Source organism: Luteimonas changyuni, assembly GCF_039548395.1.
Lineage (GTDB): Bacteria > Pseudomonadota > Gammaproteobacteria > Xanthomonadales > Xanthomonadaceae > Luteimonas.
In genome coordinates this window covers 1-17,768 of the sequence record NZ_JBCLUZ010000031.1, presented here as the reverse complement: position 1 = coordinate 17,768, position 17,768 = coordinate 1, and the positions used below count along the sequence as shown (strand labels likewise).

18 protein-coding genes are annotated in these 17,768 nt (G+C 69.9%); 17 read left to right on the top strand and 1 reads right to left on the bottom strand.

All coding sequences use genetic code 11. The annotated features are described in order from the left end of the window. Positions 1-51 precede the first annotated feature (51 nt). From rpoE to recO, 9 genes are all read left to right on the top strand, one after another. Positions 52-666 carry an RNA polymerase sigma factor RpoE gene (gene rpoE, locus WCD84_RS11420; protein WP_343255983.1) on the top strand — a complete coding sequence of 205 codons (615 nt, stop codon included), beginning with the start codon at positions 52-54 and terminating at the stop codon, positions 664-666. Positions 667-674: 8 nt separating this feature from the next. Next, on the top strand, positions 675-1,715 hold the full coding sequence (locus WCD84_RS11415) for an RseA family anti-sigma factor (protein ID WP_343281449.1): 1,041 nt from the start codon (positions 675-677) through the stop codon (positions 1,713-1,715). Next, positions 1,712-3,229, top strand: coding sequence for a DegQ family serine endoprotease (locus WCD84_RS11410; RefSeq protein WP_343255985.1), 1,518 nt, complete (start codon positions 1,712-1,714; stop codon positions 3,227-3,229). The genes WCD84_RS11415 and WCD84_RS11410 overlap by 4 nt, the downstream gene beginning before the upstream one ends. A 391-nt stretch (positions 3,230-3,620) precedes the next feature. Next, positions 3,621-5,414, top strand: a complete 1,794-nt coding sequence (gene lepA / locus WCD84_RS11405) for a translation elongation factor 4 (RefSeq protein WP_343255999.1) — start codon at positions 3,621-3,623, stop codon at positions 5,412-5,414. A gap of 40 nt (positions 5,415-5,454) precedes the next feature. Next, positions 5,455-6,246, top strand: coding sequence for a signal peptidase I (gene lepB, locus WCD84_RS11400; RefSeq protein ID WP_343256000.1), 792 nt, complete (start codon positions 5,455-5,457; stop codon positions 6,244-6,246). Between the two features lie 59 nt (positions 6,247-6,305). Further along, a complete protein-coding gene (locus WCD84_RS11395; RefSeq protein WP_343255986.1) occupies positions 6,306-6,686 on the top strand; it encodes a DUF4845 domain-containing protein in 381 nt (126 codons plus the stop codon). Then, entirely contained in the window at positions 6,673-7,353 is a 681-nt protein-coding gene (gene rnc, locus WCD84_RS11390) for a ribonuclease III (RefSeq protein ID WP_343255987.1), read from the top strand. Before WCD84_RS11395 ends, rnc begins: the two co-directional genes overlap by 14 nt. After that, on the top strand, positions 7,350-8,273 hold the full coding sequence (era, locus tag WCD84_RS11385; protein WP_343255988.1) for a GTPase Era: 924 nt from the start codon (positions 7,350-7,352) through the stop codon (positions 8,271-8,273). Before rnc ends, era begins: the two co-directional genes overlap by 4 nt. A 115-nt stretch (positions 8,274-8,388) precedes the next feature. Then, positions 8,389-9,147, top strand: coding sequence for a DNA repair protein RecO (gene recO / locus WCD84_RS11380; protein WP_343281464.1), 759 nt, complete (start codon positions 8,389-8,391; stop codon positions 9,145-9,147). Here the strand turns inward: recO and WCD84_RS11375 are convergent. After that, on the bottom strand, positions 9,123-9,854 hold the full coding sequence (locus WCD84_RS11375; RefSeq protein ID WP_343281448.1) for a response regulator: 732 nt from the start codon (positions 9,852-9,854) through the stop codon (positions 9,123-9,125). The two genes, recO and WCD84_RS11375, sit on opposite strands and share 25 nt — an antisense overlap. A 34-nt stretch (positions 9,855-9,888) precedes the next feature. Between WCD84_RS11375 and WCD84_RS11370 the strand changes: the two genes are divergently transcribed. The 8 genes from WCD84_RS11370 to WCD84_RS11335 all read left to right on the top strand — a co-directional run bounded on the left by WCD84_RS11370 (position 9,889) and on the right by WCD84_RS11335 (position 17,543). Next, positions 9,889-11,904 (top strand): hypothetical protein, encoded by a 2,016-nt coding sequence (locus WCD84_RS11370; RefSeq protein WP_343281447.1) that lies wholly within the window; start codon positions 9,889-9,891, stop codon positions 11,902-11,904. Positions 11,905-11,923: 19 nt separating this feature from the next. Then, complete coding sequence (locus tag WCD84_RS11365; protein ID WP_343255991.1) at positions 11,924-12,577, top strand: YdbL family protein; 654 nt, start codon at positions 11,924-11,926, stop codon at positions 12,575-12,577. Positions 12,578-12,728: 151 nt separating this feature from the next. After that, positions 12,729-14,090, top strand: a complete 1,362-nt coding sequence (gene rlmD, locus WCD84_RS11360) for a 23S rRNA (uracil(1939)-C(5))-methyltransferase RlmD (RefSeq protein WP_343281446.1) — start codon at positions 12,729-12,731, stop codon at positions 14,088-14,090. A gap of 250 nt (positions 14,091-14,340) precedes the next feature. Then, a complete protein-coding gene (locus WCD84_RS11355; protein WP_343255993.1) occupies positions 14,341-14,856 on the top strand; it encodes a CYTH domain-containing protein in 516 nt (171 codons plus the stop codon). A gap of 11 nt (positions 14,857-14,867) precedes the next feature. Next, positions 14,868-15,869: a beta-N-acetylhexosaminidase gene (gene nagZ, locus WCD84_RS11350; RefSeq protein ID WP_343281445.1), complete on the top strand. Its 1,002-nt coding sequence runs from the start codon at positions 14,868-14,870 to the stop codon at positions 15,867-15,869. Then, positions 15,866-16,426, top strand: coding sequence for a hypoxanthine-guanine phosphoribosyltransferase (locus tag WCD84_RS11345; RefSeq protein ID WP_343255995.1), 561 nt, complete (start codon positions 15,866-15,868; stop codon positions 16,424-16,426). Before nagZ ends, WCD84_RS11345 begins: the two co-directional genes overlap by 4 nt. 25 nt (positions 16,427-16,451) lie before the next feature. Then, a complete protein-coding gene (locus WCD84_RS11340) occupies positions 16,452-17,237 on the top strand; it encodes an S-methyl-5'-thioinosine phosphorylase (RefSeq protein WP_343255996.1) in 786 nt (261 codons plus the stop codon). Between the two features lie 99 nt (positions 17,238-17,336). Beyond that, complete coding sequence (locus WCD84_RS11335) at positions 17,337-17,543, top strand: cold-shock protein (protein WP_343255997.1); 207 nt, start codon at positions 17,337-17,339, stop codon at positions 17,541-17,543. The last annotated feature ends 225 nt before the right edge of the window (positions 17,544-17,768 follow it).

Here is a 17,768-nt window from a genome sequence, read left to right as displayed (position 1 = left end):
GTGAAGGTCATATCCGGTCCCTAGGGCCGGTCCCGAGGAGAGCACCGGCCGATGGCTGAAATCGACAATCCACAGCTCGACCAGGACCTTGTCCGCCGCGTCCAGGAAGGGGACATGGCGGCGTTCGACCTGCTGGTGCGCAAGTACCAGCATCGCGTGGCCGCCGTGGTGGCGCGCTACGTGCGCGACTGGAGCGAGTGCCAGGACATCGCACAGGAAACCTTCATCCGCGCCTATCGCGCGATCGGCAGCTTTCGCGGCGACGCGCAGTTCTCTACCTGGCTGCACCGGATCGCGGTCAACACCGCCAAGAACCACCTGGTCGCGCACAGCCGCCGTCCGCCCACCGATGACATCGAGGTCAGCGACGCCGAGCACTTCGACTCCGCCACCGCCCTGCGCGACAACGACACGCCGGAGCGCGAGCTGATGCGCCAGCAGATGGAACAAACGGTGCTGCGCGCGGTCCAAGCACTGCCCGAGGAGTTGCGCACGGCCATCACCCTGCGCGAAGTCGAAGGCCTGAGCTACGAGGAGATCGCCACGCGCATGGACTGCCCCATCGGTACCGTCCGCTCGCGCATCTTCCGCGCCCGCGAGGCGATCGACGTCGAGCTCGAACCCCTGATGGATACCGGATCCGCGCCCGCACGCGCGGCGCGATGAGCACACTGATGACCCACGACTACGACAACATCGATTTCGAACCGGCGCCGCCGGACAAGCTCTATGCCCACAACCGCCGGCAGCTGTCGGCGATGCTGGACGGCGAGCTGTCACCCGACCAGGCGCGCTTCATGCTGCGTCGCCTCCAGCACGACGGCGAGCTAGCCGCATGCTGGGAGCGCTGGCAGGTCAGCGGCGACGTCTTGCGCGGCCGCGGGCATGCCCTGCTGCCGGCGGACTTCTCCAAGCGGGTGGCGGCTGCCATTGCCGCGCCCGCGGCTGCAGTGACCGCGCCCGCGGCCGGGAACGCGCGGCCGCGCCCGCCGCGCCTGCTGCGCTGGGGCGGCGGCGCGCTGGCTGCCTCGGTCGCCCTGGTGGCCTTGTTCATGGCCCGGCAGATGCCCGACACCCAGGCACCGGAGCTGGCCACGGCCTCCAGTACGTCGATGTCCGCGCCGTCGCTTGTTGAAAGCGTTGCTGCAGCGGTTCCGCTCGCCCAGACCGCGGAGACAGACGGCGGCGTCGTTGAAGATCCCGCGCAGCCCGCATCCGCGACGGATGTCGGATCGGGCCTGCTCGCCGCCGCCGCGCCGCTGGCGGTCGCCGTGGCCGAGGTTCCCCGTCGCGCCGGTGATCGCGGCAGCACGCGCAGCCAGGCGCAGCGCGCCGCGCTTCGCCGCTCGCAGGCTGCCGCCGAAGCCCCGGTCCGGGCGGTTGCAACGGCACCGCGGCTGCCCGTGGCGCCGCTGGCACCCGCGATCGAGGTCCGGCAGACGCCGCAGCCGGCCGTTGATGCCGGGCTGCCGGTGCTGGCCGCAGCGCCTGCGACCACTGCGAGTGGCGACGCCCTGTTTGGCGCCCTGCCTGCCGCGGCCACGCGGCCCTGGCCCCGGGCCACGCTGCCCGGCCTGTCGGCCATGCAGCCGTTCGCGGCCGGCTACGGGCTTCAGCAGGCCGACAATTTCGCGCCGTTCCAGCCACGGCTGGAGACGCCGCGTGCGTCAGGCGTTCAACTTCCCGATCACCAAGTCGAGGCCGATCCCCGATGAAAACCCCCGTCTTTGCGCTGGCCCTGGTCGCCCTGACTGCAGCCGGTACCGCCGCGGTCGTGATTCCGGCCGCCACCGCGCAGTCACAGGGCCAGGCTCCGGCTCCGGCTGCAGTGTCCGCGCCGCCATCGGCGCCGCTGGTCACCGGCCTGCCGGACTTCACCCGCCTGGTCGATCGTGTCGCGCCGGCGGTGGTCAACATCGAAGTCACCATCGACGCCCGCGGCAGCCGCCAGGCGCAGGCGATGCCCGATGACATGCCCGAGTTCTTCCGCCGCTTCTTCGGTCCCGGCACGCCGTTCCCGGGCGCGCCGCAGGATCCGGGCGCCGGCCGTGGCGGCGTGTCGATGGGCAGCGGCTTCCTGATCTCCGGCGACGGCTATGTGATCACCAACCACCACGTGGTCGATGGCGCGAGCGATGTCCGGGTGACGCTGCCCGACCGCCGCGGATTCAGCGCCGAGGTGATCGGCAGCGACGAGCAGTCCGACGTCGCCGTGCTGAAAATCGACGCCAAGGACCTGCCCTTCCTGCGCGCCGGCGACGCCAACAGCGTCAAGCCGGGGCAGTGGGCGGTGGCGATCGGTTCGCCGTTCGGCTTCGACCAGTCGGTCACCGCCGGCATCGTCAGCGCCGTCGGCCGCGCCAACCGCTATTCCAACCAGCGCTACGTGCCCTTCATCCAGACCGACGTCGCGATCAACCGCGGCAACTCCGGCGGCCCGCTGCTCAACACCAGCGGCGAGGTGATCGGCATCAACTCGCAGATCTTCTCCAACTCCGGCGGCTACATGGGCGTCAGCTTCGCGATCCCGATCGACGTGGTGATGAACGTGGCCGAGCAGCTCAAGGACACCGGCCTGGTGCGCCGCGGCCAGATGGGCGTGCAGGTGCAGGAGATCCGGCCCGACGACGCCAAGGGCCTCGACCTGCCCGACATCCGCGGCGCGCTGGTCGCCGACGTGGTCCAGGGCGGCGCGGCCGAGAAGGCCGGCATCGAGCGCGGCGACGTGATCCGCGAGGTCGACGGCGTCCCCGTCAACCAGTCCAGCGACGTGCCGCCGATGATCGGCGCCAAGCCACCGGGCAGCAAGGTCCGGGTCAAGATCTGGCGCGAAGGGCGCACCCGCGACATCAGCCTGACCCTGGGCGAGCTTGACGAAGGCATCGCGGGGGCGGGTTCGCGCCCGACGGCGCGGCCGCCGGCGGCGCAGCAGAGCAATCCCCTGGGCCTGGTCGGCAGCGAGCTGAGCGCCGAGCAGCGCCGCCGGCTGGACCTCAAGCCGGACGAGGGCGTGGCCGTGGCGCGCGTTGAAGGACTCGCTGCGCGCAGCGCCGGCATCCAGCCGGGTGACGTGATCCTGCAGGTCGGCCGCGTGAACGTGGCCACCCCGGCCGCGCTCGACCGCGAGCTGGGCAAGGTCAAGGCCGGAGAAACGGTCATGCTGCTGGTCCGCAACCGCAGCGGCGGAACGCAGTTCATCGCGGTGACGCCCCGCGAGAGCGCGGAGTAAGGGTCGCCACGACTCCCGTGGGAGGGGCCACAGCCGCGATTGCGGGACCGACTTTGTGGGAGCGGCCATGGCCGCGATGCTTGTTGCCGCCATGGTCGCAAACCCATCGCCGCTATAGCGGCTCCCACAGGAGCCGAGTCCGGCCACTGTGGAGCGGCCCCGGCCGTAATGTGGGAAGCGGCCACGGCCGCAATCTGGGAGCGGCCACCGCCGCATTGTGGGAGCGGCTATAGCCGCGATTGCACTTTCCGGGGATTCCCCATCACGGTGCTCGCCGCCATAGCGCGCTCTGCACGGGCCGCGGCGGCTCGCAGCGGCTGTGCGACAATATCCCGTTCGACGATCCGGCCCGACGTGGGCCACCAGACTGCCGCCCATGCCCCCCGATCCGATGCGGAACATCCGCAACTTCTCCATCATCGCCCACGTCGACCACGGCAAGTCGACGCTGGCCGACCGAATCATCCAGCTCTGCGGCGGCCTCACCGCGCGCGAGATGGAAGCGCAGGTGCTCGACAACAACCCGATCGAGCGCGAGCGCGGGATCACCATCAAGGCGCAGTCGGTGTCGGTGCCGTACACGGCCCGCAACGGCGAGACCTACCACCTCAACTTCATCGACACCCCCGGCCACGTCGACTTCAGCTATGAAGTCAGCCGATCGCTGGCCGCCTGCGAGGGCGCGCTGCTGGTGGTCGACGCCGCCCAGGGCGTCGAGGCGCAGTCGGTCGCCAACTGCTACACCGCGGTCGAGCAGGGCCTGGAAGTGATCCCGGTGCTCAACAAGATCGACCTGCCCACCGCCGACATCGAGCGCGCCAAGGCCGAGATCGAAGCGGTGATCGGCATCGACGCCACCGACGCGGTGGCGGTCAGCGCCAAGACCGGCTTGAACGTGGAGGAGGTGCTGGAAGCGATCGTCCACCGCATCCCGCCGCCCGTGCCGCGCGACACCGACAAGCTGCAGGCGCTGATCATCGACTCCTGGTTCGACAACTACCTGGGCGTGGTCTCGCTGGTGCGGGTGATGCAGGGCGAGATCAAGGCCGGCGCCAAGATGCTGGTGATGTCCACAGGCCGCACCCACCAGGTCGACAAGGTCGGGGTGTTCACGCCGAAGCGCAAGGAAACCGCGGCGCTTCGCGCGGGCGAGGTGGGCTGGATCAACGCGTCCATCAAGGACGTGCACGGCGCGCCGGTCGGCGACACGCTCACGCTCGCCAACGATCCGGCGCCGCACCCGCTGCCCGGCTTCCAGGAGATGCAGCCGCGGGTGTTCTCCGGCCTGTTCCCGGTCGACGCCGACGACTATCCGGACCTGCGCGAGGCGCTGGAAAAGCTGCGCCTCAACGACGCCGCGCTGCGCTTCGAGCCGGAGAGTTCCGAGGCCATGGGCTTCGGCTTCCGCTGCGGCTTCCTCGGCATGCTGCACATGGAGATCGTGCAGGAGCGGCTCGAGCGCGAGTACGACCTCAACCTGATCAGCACCGCGCCGACCGTGGTCTACGAAGTGCTGATGACCGATGGCGAGGTGATGTCGCTCGACAATCCGGCCAAGCTGCCGCCGTCCAACAAGATCGAGGAAGTGCGCGAGCCGATCATCCGCGCCAACATCCTCACGCCGCCGGATTACGTCGGCAACGTGATCACCCTGTGCGAAGAGAAGCGCGGCAGCCAGGTCGGCATCAACTACCTCGGCAGCCAGGTGCAGATCAGCTACGAGCTGCCGATGGCGGAAGTGGTGCTGGATTTCTTCGACCGCCTGAAGTCGGTGAGCCGCGGCTACGCTTCGCTGGATTACCACTTCGTGCGCTTCGACGCCGGTCCCTTCGTGCGCGTGGACACGCTGATCAACGGCGACAAGGTCGACGCGCTGTCGATCATCGTCCACCGCAGCCACGCCGACCGCCGCGGCCGCGACCTGACCGACCGCATGAAGGACCTGATCCCGCGGCAGCAGTTCGACGTCGCGATCCAGGCCGCCATCGGCTCGCAGATCATCGCCCGCAGCTCGGTCAAGGCGCTGCGCAAGAACGTGCTGGCCAAGTGCTACGGTGGCGATATCAGCCGCAAGAAGAAGCTCCTGGAAAAGCAGAAGGAAGGCAAGAAGCGCATGAAGCAGGTCGGGCGCGTCGAGATCCCGCAGGAAGCCTTCCTCGCGGTGCTCCAGGTGGACAACAAGTGATGGCGGCCAACGGGCGTGCCACGGGCGAGGTGCGCGCATGATGAAGTGGTTCGAACTCGGGCTGGTCATCCTGACCTTCGCCTCCGGCATCATCTGGCTGCTTGACCGGCTGTTGTTCGCCAAGGCGCGCAACGCGCGTGCAGGCCTTCTGGACGAGGGCAGGGAACCGGTGGTCGTCGACTACGCGCGCGCCTTTTTCCCGATCCTGCTGGTGGTGCTGGTGCTGCGCAGCTTCATCGCCGAGCCCTTCCGCATTCCTTCCAGCTCGATGATGCCGACCCTGCTGATCGGCGACTTCATCCTGGTCAACAAGTTCGCCTACGGCCTGCGCCTGCCGGTCAACAACAAAAAGGTGGTCGAGATCGGCCTGCCCGAGCGCGGCGACGTGGTCGTGTTCCGCCCGCCTGCGCACCCGGACCAGGACTGGATCAAGCGCGTGGTCGGCCTGCCCGGTGACCGGATCGCGTATACCGACAACGTCCTGTACGTGAACGGCGAGCCGGCGGCCTACCAGCCGGTCGGCGCGTACGTGGGCAAGGGCCGGGGCGAGGAAATGACCGGTGCGACCCTGCTGGTCGAGGACCTGGGCACCGGTCCGCACGAAGTGCTGGAGATCGAGAGCCCGATGTTCGCCAACCACGGCGTCGGCGAATGGACCGTGCCCGCGGGCGAATATTTCGTGATGGGCGACAATCGTGATAGAAGCGACGACAGCCGCTTCTGGGGCACGTTGCCGGAGGCGCAGCTGCGCGGCAAGGCGTTCCTGGTGTGGATGAACTTCGACAGCGCCGCCGGTGGCGTCGACTTCAAGCGCATCGGCACCCGCCTGTGACCACGGCGGCACCGGCCGGCGCGACAATCAAGGCATCGCGGACCAAGGGGAGAGGGGCAATGAGGAATTCACAACGCGGCATCACCCTGCTCGGATTCATCATCGTGCTGGCGGTCGTGGGCCTGTTCGCCTACGTCGGCATGAAGCTGTTCCCGATGTATTCGGAGTACTACAGCGTGCGCTCGGCGATGAAGGGGCTGGCCAACGAGCCGGGCATCGCCAATACCGACCCGCGCAAGATCCAGGACCTGTTCTTCCGCCGGCTGTACATCAGCTACTCGGAGAACGTGAAGCCGGAGCACGTCAAGCTCAAGCGCGTGGGCGCCGGCTGGCAGATGGACGTCAAGTACGAGGTCCGCAAGGAGCTGATCGGAAACCTGGACGTGGTCGGCAAGTTCGAGTCCACGCAGATGCTGACCAGGGCCGGTGCGGTCGATTGATGCCCCCGCGCGCATCGCGGGACACGTGTTCCGCGATCCCGCGCTCCTGGCGCAGGCGCTGACCCACCGCAGCGCCGGCGCACCGCACAACGAACGCCTGGAGTTCCTAGGCGACGCCCTGGTCGGGCTGATCGTGGCCGAGGCGCTGTACCTGCGCTGGCCCAGGGCCGACGAAGGCGCGATGACCCGCGCCCGCGCCGAGATGGTGCGCGAGTCGTCGCTGGCGCGGATCGCGCGCACGCTTGAACTCGGCGCCCGCATCACGCTGGGCCCGGGCGAGATGAAGTCCGGCGGGCATCGCCGCGACTCGATCCTCTCCGACGCGCTCGAAGCCGTGGTCGGCGCGATCTACCTCGACGCCGGCTTCGACGCCTGCTGCGCCGCCGTGCTGCCCTGGTTCGAACCCGAGATCGACGGCCTCCCGGCCGGCGGCATCGGCAAGGACCCCAAGACCCGGCTGCAGGAGTGGCTGCAGGCGCGGCAACGTCCGCTGCCGAGCTATGAACTGCTGACCGAAGGTGGCGAGGAGCACGCGCGGATCTTCCTGGTCCGCTGCCAGCTCAGCGATCCCGCGACCGACGCCGAAGGCAGCGGCAGCTCCCGCCGCGCCGCAGAACAGGAGGCCGCGTCCGCGGTGCTCGCCCAATTGGAACCAGCAAAGCCATGAACACCCAAGCCACCAGCCGCAGCGGCGCGATCGCCATCGTCGGCCGGCCCAACGTCGGCAAGTCGACCCTGGTCAACGCGCTGGTGGGCGCCAAGGTCAGCATCGTCTCCAACCGCCCGCAGACCACGCGCCACCGGCTGCTCGGCATCGCCACGTTCCCCGGCGGCCAGCTGCAGCTGGTCGATACCCCCGGCATCCACCGCGGCGAGCGCAGGCAGTCGGCGACGGCCATGCACCGGATGATGAACCGTGCCGCGCGCGGCGCCGTGGAAGGCGTGGACGCGGCCGTGCTGGTGGTCGAGGCCGGCCGCTGGGACGATGAAGACGGCCTGGCCTACGAGGCCCTGCGCGAGGCCAACGTGCCGGTGGTGCTGGTGGTCAACCAGGTCGACCGCATCAAGGACAAGGCCAGCCTGCTGCCCTACCTGCAGAAGGCCACCGAGGGCCGCGAATTCGCCGGCGTGCATCCGGTATCCGCGCTGAAGCACACCGGCCTGGATGTGCTGGTGGCCGAGCTGTTGAAGCTGGTGCCCGAAGGCGAGCCCGCCTACGACGAGGACGCGATCACCGACAAGAGCCAGCGCTTCCTGGCAGGCGAGCTGCTGCGTGAGCAGCTGATGCGCCAGCTTGGCGCCGAGCTCCCGTATTCGACCACGGTCGAGATCGAGTCCTTCACCGAGGAGACCTCGAAGTCCGGTCCGCTGGTCCGCATCGGCGCCGTCATCTGGGTGGAGCGCGACGGCCAGAAGGCCATCGTGATCGGCAAGGGCGGCATGCGCCTGCGCGAAATCGGCACCAAGGCCCGGCTGTCGATGGAGCGCCTGTTCGATTCCAAGGTCTTCCTCGAGACCTTCGTCCGCGTACGCGCCGGCTGGTCCGACGACGAAGCCGCCCTGCGCACCCTGGGCTACGGCGACTAGCCACTCCCGCCCTGTAGGAGCAGCTATAGCTGCGATCGGCCTGGCCGAGATGCCGCCACTAAAGGCGTTCGCAGCTATAGCTGCTCCCACAAAGGCCGGAACCTACAATGGCGGGATGCGGATCCTCGGCGAACACGCCTATGTCCTCCACGCCAGGCCCTGGCGGGAAACCAGCCTGCTGGTCGAGGTCCTGTGCGCGGAGCACGGGCGCATCGGACTGGTCGCGCGCGGCGTGCGCGGGCCGAAGCGTCAGGCGCTGCGCGCGGCGCTGCAGCCGATGCAGCACATCCGCTTCGACGCGTTTCTCCGCGGCGAACTCGCCCAGCTGGCCACGGCCGAGGCGCTGGACGCCGCGCCGCGGCTGCAGGGCGACGCGATGCTGTCGGGCTTCTACGCCAACGAACTGATCCTGCGCCTGGCCCCGCGCCAGGATCCCCAGGCCGAGCTCTACGCCACCTACGGCGAGCTGCGCGCGCGCCTGGGCGCCGGCGAGCCCTTGGCCTGGACCCTGCGCCGCTTTGAACGCGACCTGCTGGATGCGCTCGGCGTTGGCATGGACTACGCGCACGAGGGCGACGGCAGCCGGGTGGATCCGGCCGCGCGCTATCGGCTGGACGCGGAGCAGGGACCGCTGCGGGTGCATGGCGATCGCGGTGGCGGCGATCGCGCGCGCAGCGCCACCGGACGCGCACTGCTGGCGCTGGCCGCGGACAGCGCGCCGCCGGCGGAGGACCTGGGCGGCCTGCGCCGGGTGATGCGCGAAGTGCTGCAGTCGCATCTCGGCGGACGGCCCCTGGCCTCGTGGCAGCTGCTGGGGGAACTCGGCCGGATGACCGCGACGCCCCTGCGTCAGGGCGACGGTGAGAGTTCCTGAGCCGCGGCGTCGAAGTGCGCGAGCGCCCCGGCCGAGGTCGGCGCGCGCTGGAGTGCGATCACCGCCTGCTCCAGCCGCGCCGCGCCGACGAATCCGCAGCTCGCGCGCAGGCGATGCAGGGCGTCCTGCATCGTCGCTTGGCCGCCGGACTGCCCCGCGGCCATGACCAGGCGATGGACGGCCGGCAGTTCGGCCAGGAACAGCTGGCGCAGGGCATCGACGTGCGCACGTTCGCCGTTGAGCGCGCGCAGCGCCGCGGCGTCGTCCCATGCCGATTCCGCGGGTCCATGTGCGGCCGCGTGTTCCGCGACCCCGGGTGCGGGCTCGGCGATGCGCGACGGCGTCCTGCCCGCCAGGGTTCCGGCAATCGCGGCGCGCAGCGCGGCCGCGGCCAGGGGCTTGACCAGCACCGCATCGAATCCCGCCTGGTGCAGGTACTGGTGGACATCGCCTTCGCGCGCGGCGGTGTGTGCGATCGCAGGCGTGGCCAGGCCCAGCGCCCGCAGGTCGGCCAGGAGGCCGGCTCCATCGCCGTCGGGCAGGTGGGCATCCACCAGCCAGAGCGCGTAGGCGATGTTGCTGGCCTGGGCGCGGGCGGCCGCGCGGGTTGCGACGATATCCACGCTGGCGGGCAGCGCTTCCGTGGCGGCCGCCAGGAAGGCGGCGGTGGTGGGGTCGTCCTCGACCAGCAGGATGCGGGGCTTCATCAAGGCGTGCACTCCTGTCGCTAATCTGACAGCCATGTCAGCGTGGATCTTACCCCTGCTTGGATTGTTCGCGCTGCTGCACGCCGGCGGCGCCGAGGCGCGCACGCTGACCGCGAGCGTGGCCGAGGTGTCGACGCCGGTCGCGACCCTGCACGACGTGGAAGTGCGGCTGGACTGGCCGGCGGGGGCGGACAGCGGCGACCTGCGCATCAGCGCCGGGCGCGCCGTGGCCCCGGATCTTGGCTATCGCTTCCACGCGCTGTCCTGGCGCTGCCCGCTGCGCCGCGACGGCGCCGAAGGCTGGCGCTGCGAGGGCGAAGTCCGCCAGGGACGTGGCGCGCCGCTGCGACTGGCGCTGGCACTGCCGCGTGGCGATATCCAGGCCGCGCTCTCCGGTGCCGGCGGCGCACGCCTGGCGCTGCTGCGCACGGAGGCGGAACCCGACCTGTTCGCCATCGACCTTGCGCGTGTTCCGGTGGCATGGGCACAGGCACTGGCGGCGCAGGCGTGGAGCGAGGTCCATCTTGGCGAGGGCCGCATCGACGGCAGCCTGCAGGCGCGCGTTCCCGACGCGGGGCCGCTGCGGCTGCAGGGTCGGCTGGCGCTTGCCGACGCCGCCTTCGACAGCACTGACGGCCGCGTTGCCGGTGCCGGGCTTGCCGCCGGCCTCGACTTCGACTGGCTGGCGCTCGATGACGGCCCGCTGCTGGCGCTCGATGGTGAGCTGCGCGGTGGCGAGCTGCTGCTGGGCAGCGGGTATTTCGTGCTCCCCGACGCAGCGTTGCCGCTGCACGCGCGTGCGCAGCGCGCAGGCGACGGCTGGGCGCTGACGGAATTTTCCGCCAGTGACCCGGGAGTACTCGAGGTCGGCGGCAGTGCGTTCCTGGGCGAAGGCGGCCTGCGCGATCTTGCGCTGTCGCTGCGCAGCGCCGACGTTTCGCTGCTGCCGGAGCGCTATCTCTCGGGCTGGCTAGGCGTCGCCGGCCTCGGCGGGCTGGCGATGTCGGGTGCCCTGGATATCGACCTGGCGCTGCGCGACGGCGTGCTGTCGACCTTCGACCTGCGGCCGCGTGCACTCGGCCTTGCCGCGCCCGCTGATCGCTTCCGCTTCGACGGCCTCGATGGTCGCGTCCACCTGGTATCCGAGGGCAGCGCGCAGAGCGAGCTGCAGTGGCGAAGCGGCGCACTCGGTGCGATCGCGCTCGGCGCGGCGCGGTTGCCGTGGCGGAGCAGCGGCGGAGAACTGCATCTGAGCGCGGCTGCCGACATCCCGCTGCTCGACGGGCGGCTCTCGGTGTCGGCGCTGCGCGTGCGCCCGCCCGGGCCGCACGGACCGTTGTTGATCGAAGGAGCACTCTCGGTCGAAACGCTGGACATGGCGCGGCTGATGCCGGCCCTCGGTCTGCCGGCGTTCCCGGGCACGCTGTCGGGCAGCATTCCAGGCGTGCGCTATGTCGGCGAGCGCCTGGATTTCGATGGCGGCCTGGTCATGCATGCGTTCGACGGCGAAGTGCGGGTGTCTTCGCTGGCGATGGAGCGGCCCTTCGGCGTCGCGCCCACACTGCTGGCCGACATCGGCTTCGACGGCCTGGACCTGCAGGCGCTGACCGGCGTGTTCGAAGTCGGCGGCATCAGCGGGCGGCTGCACGGCCAGGTCGAGGGCCTGCGCCTGGTCGACTGGGAGCCGGTGGCCTTCGATGCCGAGCTGCACACCGAGCCGCGCCGCGGCGTCCGCCAGCGGATCAGCCAGCGCGCGGTGCAGGACATCTCCAGCGTCGGCGATGCCTCGTTCACCGCCAGCCTGCAGGGCCAGCTGCTGGGGCTGTTCGACGACTTCGGCTACCGCCGCATCGGCCTGTCGTGCCGGCTGGTGAACGGCGTCTGCACGATGGCCGGCCTGCAGCCGCGCGGCAGCGGGTTTGTTATCGTCGAAGGGTCCGGGCTGCCGCGGCTGGACATCGTTGGTTTCAACCGGAGCGTCGACTGGGAAACCCTGGTCGAGCGCCTGGCCGCAGCAGGTTCCGGCGAGGTCTCGCCGGTGTTCGATTGACCCGTCCCAGGAGGACTGCATGCGTTCGTACACTTTGCCAATCGCCGCTGCGCTGGTGCTCACCGCCTGCGTCACCATCAACGTGTATTTTCCCGCGGCCGAGGCGCGCGAAGCCGCGCGCGAATTCGTGGAGAAGGTGATCGGGGACGAAGGCGCGACGCCGGCCGTTCCGGAGAGCGAGGGCCCCGCGAACGACGCCTCGGGCAATGACGTTCCCGGCGAGGGCGCGGGCGGCATGGCGCTGCTTCCGGCCGACGGGCCGCGCCGGGTCGCCTTCGACCCGTGGATGCTGCTGGGCATCGCGCCAGCGCACGCACAGGCGCCGGACATCAGCATCCGCACCCCGGCGATCCAGGCGATCCAGCAGCGGATGGAATCGCGCTTCACATCGACCCTGCGCCCGCACTTCGACAGCGGCGCGCTCGGCTTCGGCAGCGACGGCCTGCTGGTGGTGCGTGACGCGGCCAGGCTGCCGCTCAAGGACCGCGTGGCGGTGAACGCAGCGGTGGCCGACGACAACCGCGACCGCAACGCCGTCTATCGCGAGATCGCCGTGGCCAACGGCCATCCCGAATGGGAGTCGCAGATCCGCGACGTGTTCGCGAAGCAGTGGGTCGCGAGCGCGCGCTCTGGCTGGTGGTATCAGCAGGGCGGCTCCTGGCGGCAGAAGTAACACCTTGTGGGAGCGGCTATAGCCGCGATCATCCTCCAACCGGCCATGCCCTTGATCGCGGCCATAGCCGCTCCCACGACAGCGGTCGCGGCTATGGCCGCGCCCGCAAGGTCAGAATGGGGGTTCGATAAACTGTTCCGGGTATTTTTCATTGGCACGCATTGACAGGACTCCGTTCGAGGCCGACATCCTCGAACTTGGCGCCGACGGCCGCGGCATTGCCCGCCGGCCCGAAGGACATCCGCACGCCGGCAAGCTCGTGCATATCGCCGGCACGCTGGCCGGCGAGCGGGTGCTGGCGGTGCAGACGCGTCGCGCGCGCCGCTTCGACGAGGCCGAAGTCGTGGAGGTGCTGCTGGCCGCGCCCGAACGCGTCAAGCCGGCCTGCCCGCACTTCGGCACATGCGGCGCCTGCAGCCTGCAGCACATGGCCGGGGACCAGCAGATCGCCACCAAGGCGCGGATGCTGGCCGCGGACTTCGAGCACATCGGGCAGGTGCGGCCGGAGACGACGCTGCCGCCGCTCACCGCGAGCCCCTGGGGCTATCGCAGGAAGGGGCGGTTCTCGGTGCGGCGCGTGGAGAAGAAGGACAGGACCCTGGTCGGCTTCCGCGAGCGCGATGCGCGCTTTGTCGCCGAACTGGGCGAATGCCACACCCTGGTTCCGCAGCTCGGCAGCCGCCTCGGGGCGCTCGCCGCCCTGGTCGACGGCATGGACGCGCGCAGTGCGATCCCGCAGATCGAGTTCGCGGCCGGCGACGAGGCCACCGCGCTGGTGTTCCGCCACCTTGAGCCGCTCGGCGAGCGTGACCGCTCGGCGATCGCGGCGTTTGCGCAGGAGCACGATTTCGCCGTGTACCTGCAGCCGGGCGGGCTCGACACCGTGGCGCCGCTGTGGCCGGAAAATCCGAGGCTGTCGTTCCGTCTCGCCCCCTGGGACGTCGAGCTCGACTTCCAGCCGCTGGACTTCATCCAGGTCAACGCCGCGCTCAACGAATCGATGATCGCGCATGCGCTCGAACTGCTCGACGTGCAGCCGGGCGAGCGCGTGCTCGACCTGTTCTGCGGGCTGGGCAATTTCAGCCTGCCGCTGGGGCGGGTTGCCGATGAAGTCGTGGGTGTGGAGGGCGACGCCGGGCTGGTGGAGCGCGCGCGCGGCAATGCGGCGCGCAACGGCATGGCGCACGTGCATTTCCACATGGCCGACCTGACCACCGACCTGCGGGAGCAGCCCTGGATGAAGGCCGGCTTCGACAGGCTGCTGCTCGACCCGGCCCGCGCCGGCGCGCTGGAAGTGCTGCAGCAGCTGCCGCTGGACGGCCTGGAGCGGATCGTCTACGTCAGCTGCCATCCCGGATCGCTGGCACGCGACGCCGGCTACCTCGTCAACGAGCGCGGCTGGCAGCTGCGCGCCGCCGGCGTCATGGACATGTTCCCGCACACCGCCCACGTCGAATCCATCGCCGTCTTCGACCCGCCAGCTCCCGCCCAGCCCCTGCAGGAGCAGCCATAGCTGCGACCAGCCTCACCCCCCGCACCTGTGGGAGCGGCTATAGCCGCGATAAGCCTCACCCCCAACCTGTGGGAGCGGCTATAGCCGCGATAAGCCTCACCTTCACCTGTGGGAGCGGCTATAGCCGCGATAAGCTGTCTGGCCGGGATCGCAGCTATAGCTGCTCCTACAGAGGCGGGTCGCGGCTATAGCCGCTCCTACAAAGGCAGGTCGCGGCCATGGCTGCTCCTACAGAGGGTTGTGAAGGTTCATGGGCATCGAGATCGAACGGAAATTCATGGTGACCGGTGAGGCTTGGCGCGATGCGGCTCACGCGGTGATACCCATGGCCCAGGGTTACCTCAACGACCAGTCGTCGATGGACGAAGGGCGGCAGCGCGCTTCGGTGCGCGTGCGGCTCGAGGGCGATGGAGCATTCCTCAACATCAAGTCGCGCGAGCTAGGCCACACCCGGCAGGAGTTCGAATACCCGCTGCCCGTGAGCGAAGCCCGCGAGCTGCTCGCGCTGTGCGTCGGTGGCCTGGTGGAGAAGCACCGCCACCTGGTGCGCCACGGCGACCACCTGTGGGAAGTCGACGAGTTCCTCGGTGACAACGCCGGCCTGGTCGTGGCCGAGATCGAGCTCGAATCCGCCGGCGAGGCCTTCGAACACCCGCCGTGGCTGGGCGTCGAGGCCACCGACTGCCCCCGCTATTACAATCTGGCACTGGCCGCGCGGCCGTACTCGCTGTGGAGCGATGCGGAACGCGCGGGGCCGGCCGCCTGAGGAGAACCACCATGCTTGTCATCGGCATCGCCGGTACCGGATTGACCGCACAGGAACGCGACTGGCTGCAGCACGATGCCTGCGCCGGCGTGATCCTGTTCACCCGCAACTTCGCCTCGCGCGCGCAGGTGGCCGAACTGTCCGCCGCAATCCGCGAGGCCGCGCCGCGTCCGCAGCTCATCTGCGTCGACCAGGAAGGCGGCCGCGTGCAGCGCTTCCGCGAGGGCTACAGCGCGCTGCCGCCGCTGAATACCTTCGGCCGCGACTACGCACGCGACCCCGGGGCCGCGCTGCAGCGCGCCCGCGAACACGCCTGGCTGATGGCCAGCGAAATCCGTGCCTCGGGCGTGGACCTCAGCTTCGCCCCGGTGGTCGATCTCGGGCGCGGCAACCTCGCCATCGGCGACCGTGCTTTTTCCGACGATCCGCAGGTGGTTGCCGCCTTCACCCGCGCCTACGTCGAAGGCATGCACGAGGCCGGCATGGCCGCCACGCTCAAGCACTTCCCCGGCCACGGCTCGGTGCGCGAGGACACCCACTTCGACGACGCCGTCGACGACCGCCCGCTGGACGTGATCCGCGCCCAGGACCTGGTGCCCTTCGTCGCCGGGATCGACGCCGGTGCCGACGCGGTGATGCTTGCGCACGTGGTCTATCCGCAGGTGGCGCCCGAGCCCGCCGGCTACTCGCCGCTGTGGATCAACGACATCCTGCGTACCGAAATGGGCTTCCGCGGCGTGGTCTTTTCCGACGACATCGGCATGGCCGCAGCGCACGGCGTCGGCGGCATCAAGGCGCGCGTCGATGCGCATCTCGATGCCGGCTGCGACGTGGTCCTGGTCTGCCATCCCGAGCTCGTGGAAGAGTCGCTGGCCGCGGTCGAAGGCCGCAGCCTCAACACCATGGCGCTGGCCGGGCTCATCGGCCGCGGCGCACTGGGCTGGGACGGCCTGCTGGCCGACGCGCGCCACGGCGCCGCATCCGCGCGCCAGGGCGGCGGGGTGGCTGCATGAACGCGCCGTCGCTTGCCACCGTGATGGCCGATGCCGACGTCATCCACGACCGCGCCACGCTGGAAGCGGTGATCCAGACCATGGCCGATGCCATCCACGCCGAATACGCCGGCGACGAACGCGCGCCGCTGTTCGTGACCATCATGAACGGCGGCATGCCCTTCGCCGTGCAGCTCGGCTTCGCGCTGGGCGAACGCGGCCTCGACCTCGAGTTCGACTACCTGCACGCCACCCGCTACCGCGGCAGCACCAGCGGTTCCCGCCTGGCCTGGCTGCACCGCCCGGCAACGCCGATGCGCGGCCGCCGCGTGATCCTGGTCGACGACATCCTCGACGAAGGCCACACGCTGAAGGCCGTCACCCGCTGGTGCGAAGACGAAGGCGCCGCCGACGTGCGCGTGGCTGTGCTGGCCACCAAGGCGCACGACCGCTGCATTGACGGTGTCTGCGCCGACTGGTCCGGCATCGACGTACCCGACCGCTACGTGTTCGGCTACGGCATGGACTACAACGAACAGGGCCGCAACCTGCCCGCCATCTACGCGCTGGCCGAATAGGCCGCGCACACCGCAGGGAACGGACATGTCGCCCGAAGCCAATCCGCTACCGCCGCCCGTTGAGCCCATCGCCCTGGCGGTGATCGGCGGCACCGGGCTGTACCAGCTCGCCGGCCTCGAGGACGTCGAAACGCACCAGCCGCCCACGCGCTACGGCGCGCTCTCGGGCCCGGTGCGCATCGGCCGCATCGCCGGCAGGCAGGTCGCCTTCCTGGCCCGCCATGGCGAAGGCCATTCCGTGCCGCCGCACCTGGTCAACTACCGCGCCAACCTCTCCGCGCTGCATGCGCTGGGCGCGCGCCGGGTGCTGGCGCTCAACACCGTGGGCGGCATCACCGAGGCCTTCGGCCCGCGCGTGCTCGCCTGTCCCGACCAGCTGATCGACTACACCTGGGGCCGCATCTCGACCTTCTGCGAAGAGCCGGGCACCGAGGTGCTGCACGTGGACATGGGCGATCCCTATACGCCCTCGCTGCGCCGTGACGTGCTGGCCGCGGCGCAACACGCCGGCGTCGCGCTGGTCGATGGCGGCTGCTACGGCGCCACCCAGGGCCCGCGCCTGGAGACCCGCGCCGAGATCGCGCGCATGCGTCGCGACGGCTGCAACCTGGTCGGCATGACCGGCATGCCCGAGGCCGGGCTCGCGCGCGAACTGGGCCTGGAGTACGCCAGCCTGGCCATCGTTGCCAACTGGGCGGCGGGTGCGGGACCGCAGATGGAAGAAGTGATCACGCTTGATGACGTTCTTGCCAACGTCACCGCGGCGTCCTCGGGACTGCCAGCACTGGTCGAGGCGCTGCTCGCCGGCTGATTTGCACCGCGGCGCCGGGCTTTGCATACTCGGGACGCGCGTGTCCGGTCCCTTGCAGGTCGGCATGCGCAATCGCAACCAGACAAGGTAGGACGAGTCATGCAATACGGCACAGTGAAGTGGTTCAACGACGCCAAGGGTTTCGGCTTCATCGCTCCCGAAGACGGCAGCTCGGACGTGTTCGTGCACTATTCGGCGATCTCTTCCGAAGGCTTCCGCAGCCTGCAGGAAGGCCAGCGCGTCAGCTATGAAGTCACCCAGGGCCCGAAGGGCGCACAGGCGGCAGGGGTGGCGCCTGTCGCATAAGCGGCATCGCGACAGTATTTTCCTGTTCCAGGGCCCCGGAGTGTTTTCGGGGCCCTTTTTTTGGTTCTTCTTCCGACTGCGTGGAGCTTGCGGGTGATTGCTCCGGGAGGGTGCGCGCTGCCCGCCGTGGAGGCAGGGGGGATGCCCAGCCGGAATATGCGCATCCTGCTCCCAGTTCCGGCCGCCGGCCATCCATGGCCGGCTCTGGGCATCCCCCCTGCCTCC

Bases quoted from the DNA above. Each gene is read 5' to 3' on its own strand.
- rpoE (WP_343255983.1), top strand. From the start codon at position 52: ATGGCTGAAATCGACAATCCACAGCTCGACCAGGACCTTGTCCGCCGC.
- WCD84_RS11415 (WP_343281449.1), top strand. From the start codon at position 675: ATGACCCACGACTACGACAACATCGATTTCGAACCGGCGCCGCCGGAC.
- WCD84_RS11410 (WP_343255985.1), top strand. From the start codon at position 1,712: ATGAAAACCCCCGTCTTTGCGCTGGCCCTGGTCGCCCTGACTGCAGCC.
- lepA (WP_343255999.1), top strand. From the start codon at position 3,621: ATGCGGAACATCCGCAACTTCTCCATCATCGCCCACGTCGACCACGGC.
- lepB (WP_343256000.1), top strand. From the start codon at position 5,455: ATGAAGTGGTTCGAACTCGGGCTGGTCATCCTGACCTTCGCCTCCGGC.
- WCD84_RS11395 (WP_343255986.1), top strand. From the start codon at position 6,306: ATGAGGAATTCACAACGCGGCATCACCCTGCTCGGATTCATCATCGTG.
- era (WP_343255988.1), top strand. From the start codon at position 7,350: ATGAACACCCAAGCCACCAGCCGCAGCGGCGCGATCGCCATCGTCGGC.
- recO (WP_343281464.1), top strand. From the start codon at position 8,389: ATGCGGATCCTCGGCGAACACGCCTATGTCCTCCACGCCAGGCCCTGG.
- WCD84_RS11375 (WP_343281448.1), bottom strand. From the start codon at position 9,854: ATGAAGCCCCGCATCCTGCTGGTCGAGGACGACCCCACCACCGCCGCC.
- WCD84_RS11370 (WP_343281447.1), top strand. From the start codon at position 9,889: ATGTCAGCGTGGATCTTACCCCTGCTTGGATTGTTCGCGCTGCTGCAC.
- WCD84_RS11365 (WP_343255991.1), top strand. From the start codon at position 11,924: ATGCGTTCGTACACTTTGCCAATCGCCGCTGCGCTGGTGCTCACCGCC.
- WCD84_RS11355 (WP_343255993.1), top strand. From the start codon at position 14,341: ATGGGCATCGAGATCGAACGGAAATTCATGGTGACCGGTGAGGCTTGG.
- nagZ (WP_343281445.1), top strand. From the start codon at position 14,868: ATGCTTGTCATCGGCATCGCCGGTACCGGATTGACCGCACAGGAACGC.
- WCD84_RS11345 (WP_343255995.1), top strand. From the start codon at position 15,866: ATGAACGCGCCGTCGCTTGCCACCGTGATGGCCGATGCCGACGTCATC.
- WCD84_RS11340 (WP_343255996.1), top strand. From the start codon at position 16,452: ATGTCGCCCGAAGCCAATCCGCTACCGCCGCCCGTTGAGCCCATCGCC.
- WCD84_RS11335 (WP_343255997.1), top strand. From the start codon at position 17,337: ATGCAATACGGCACAGTGAAGTGGTTCAACGACGCCAAGGGTTTCGGC.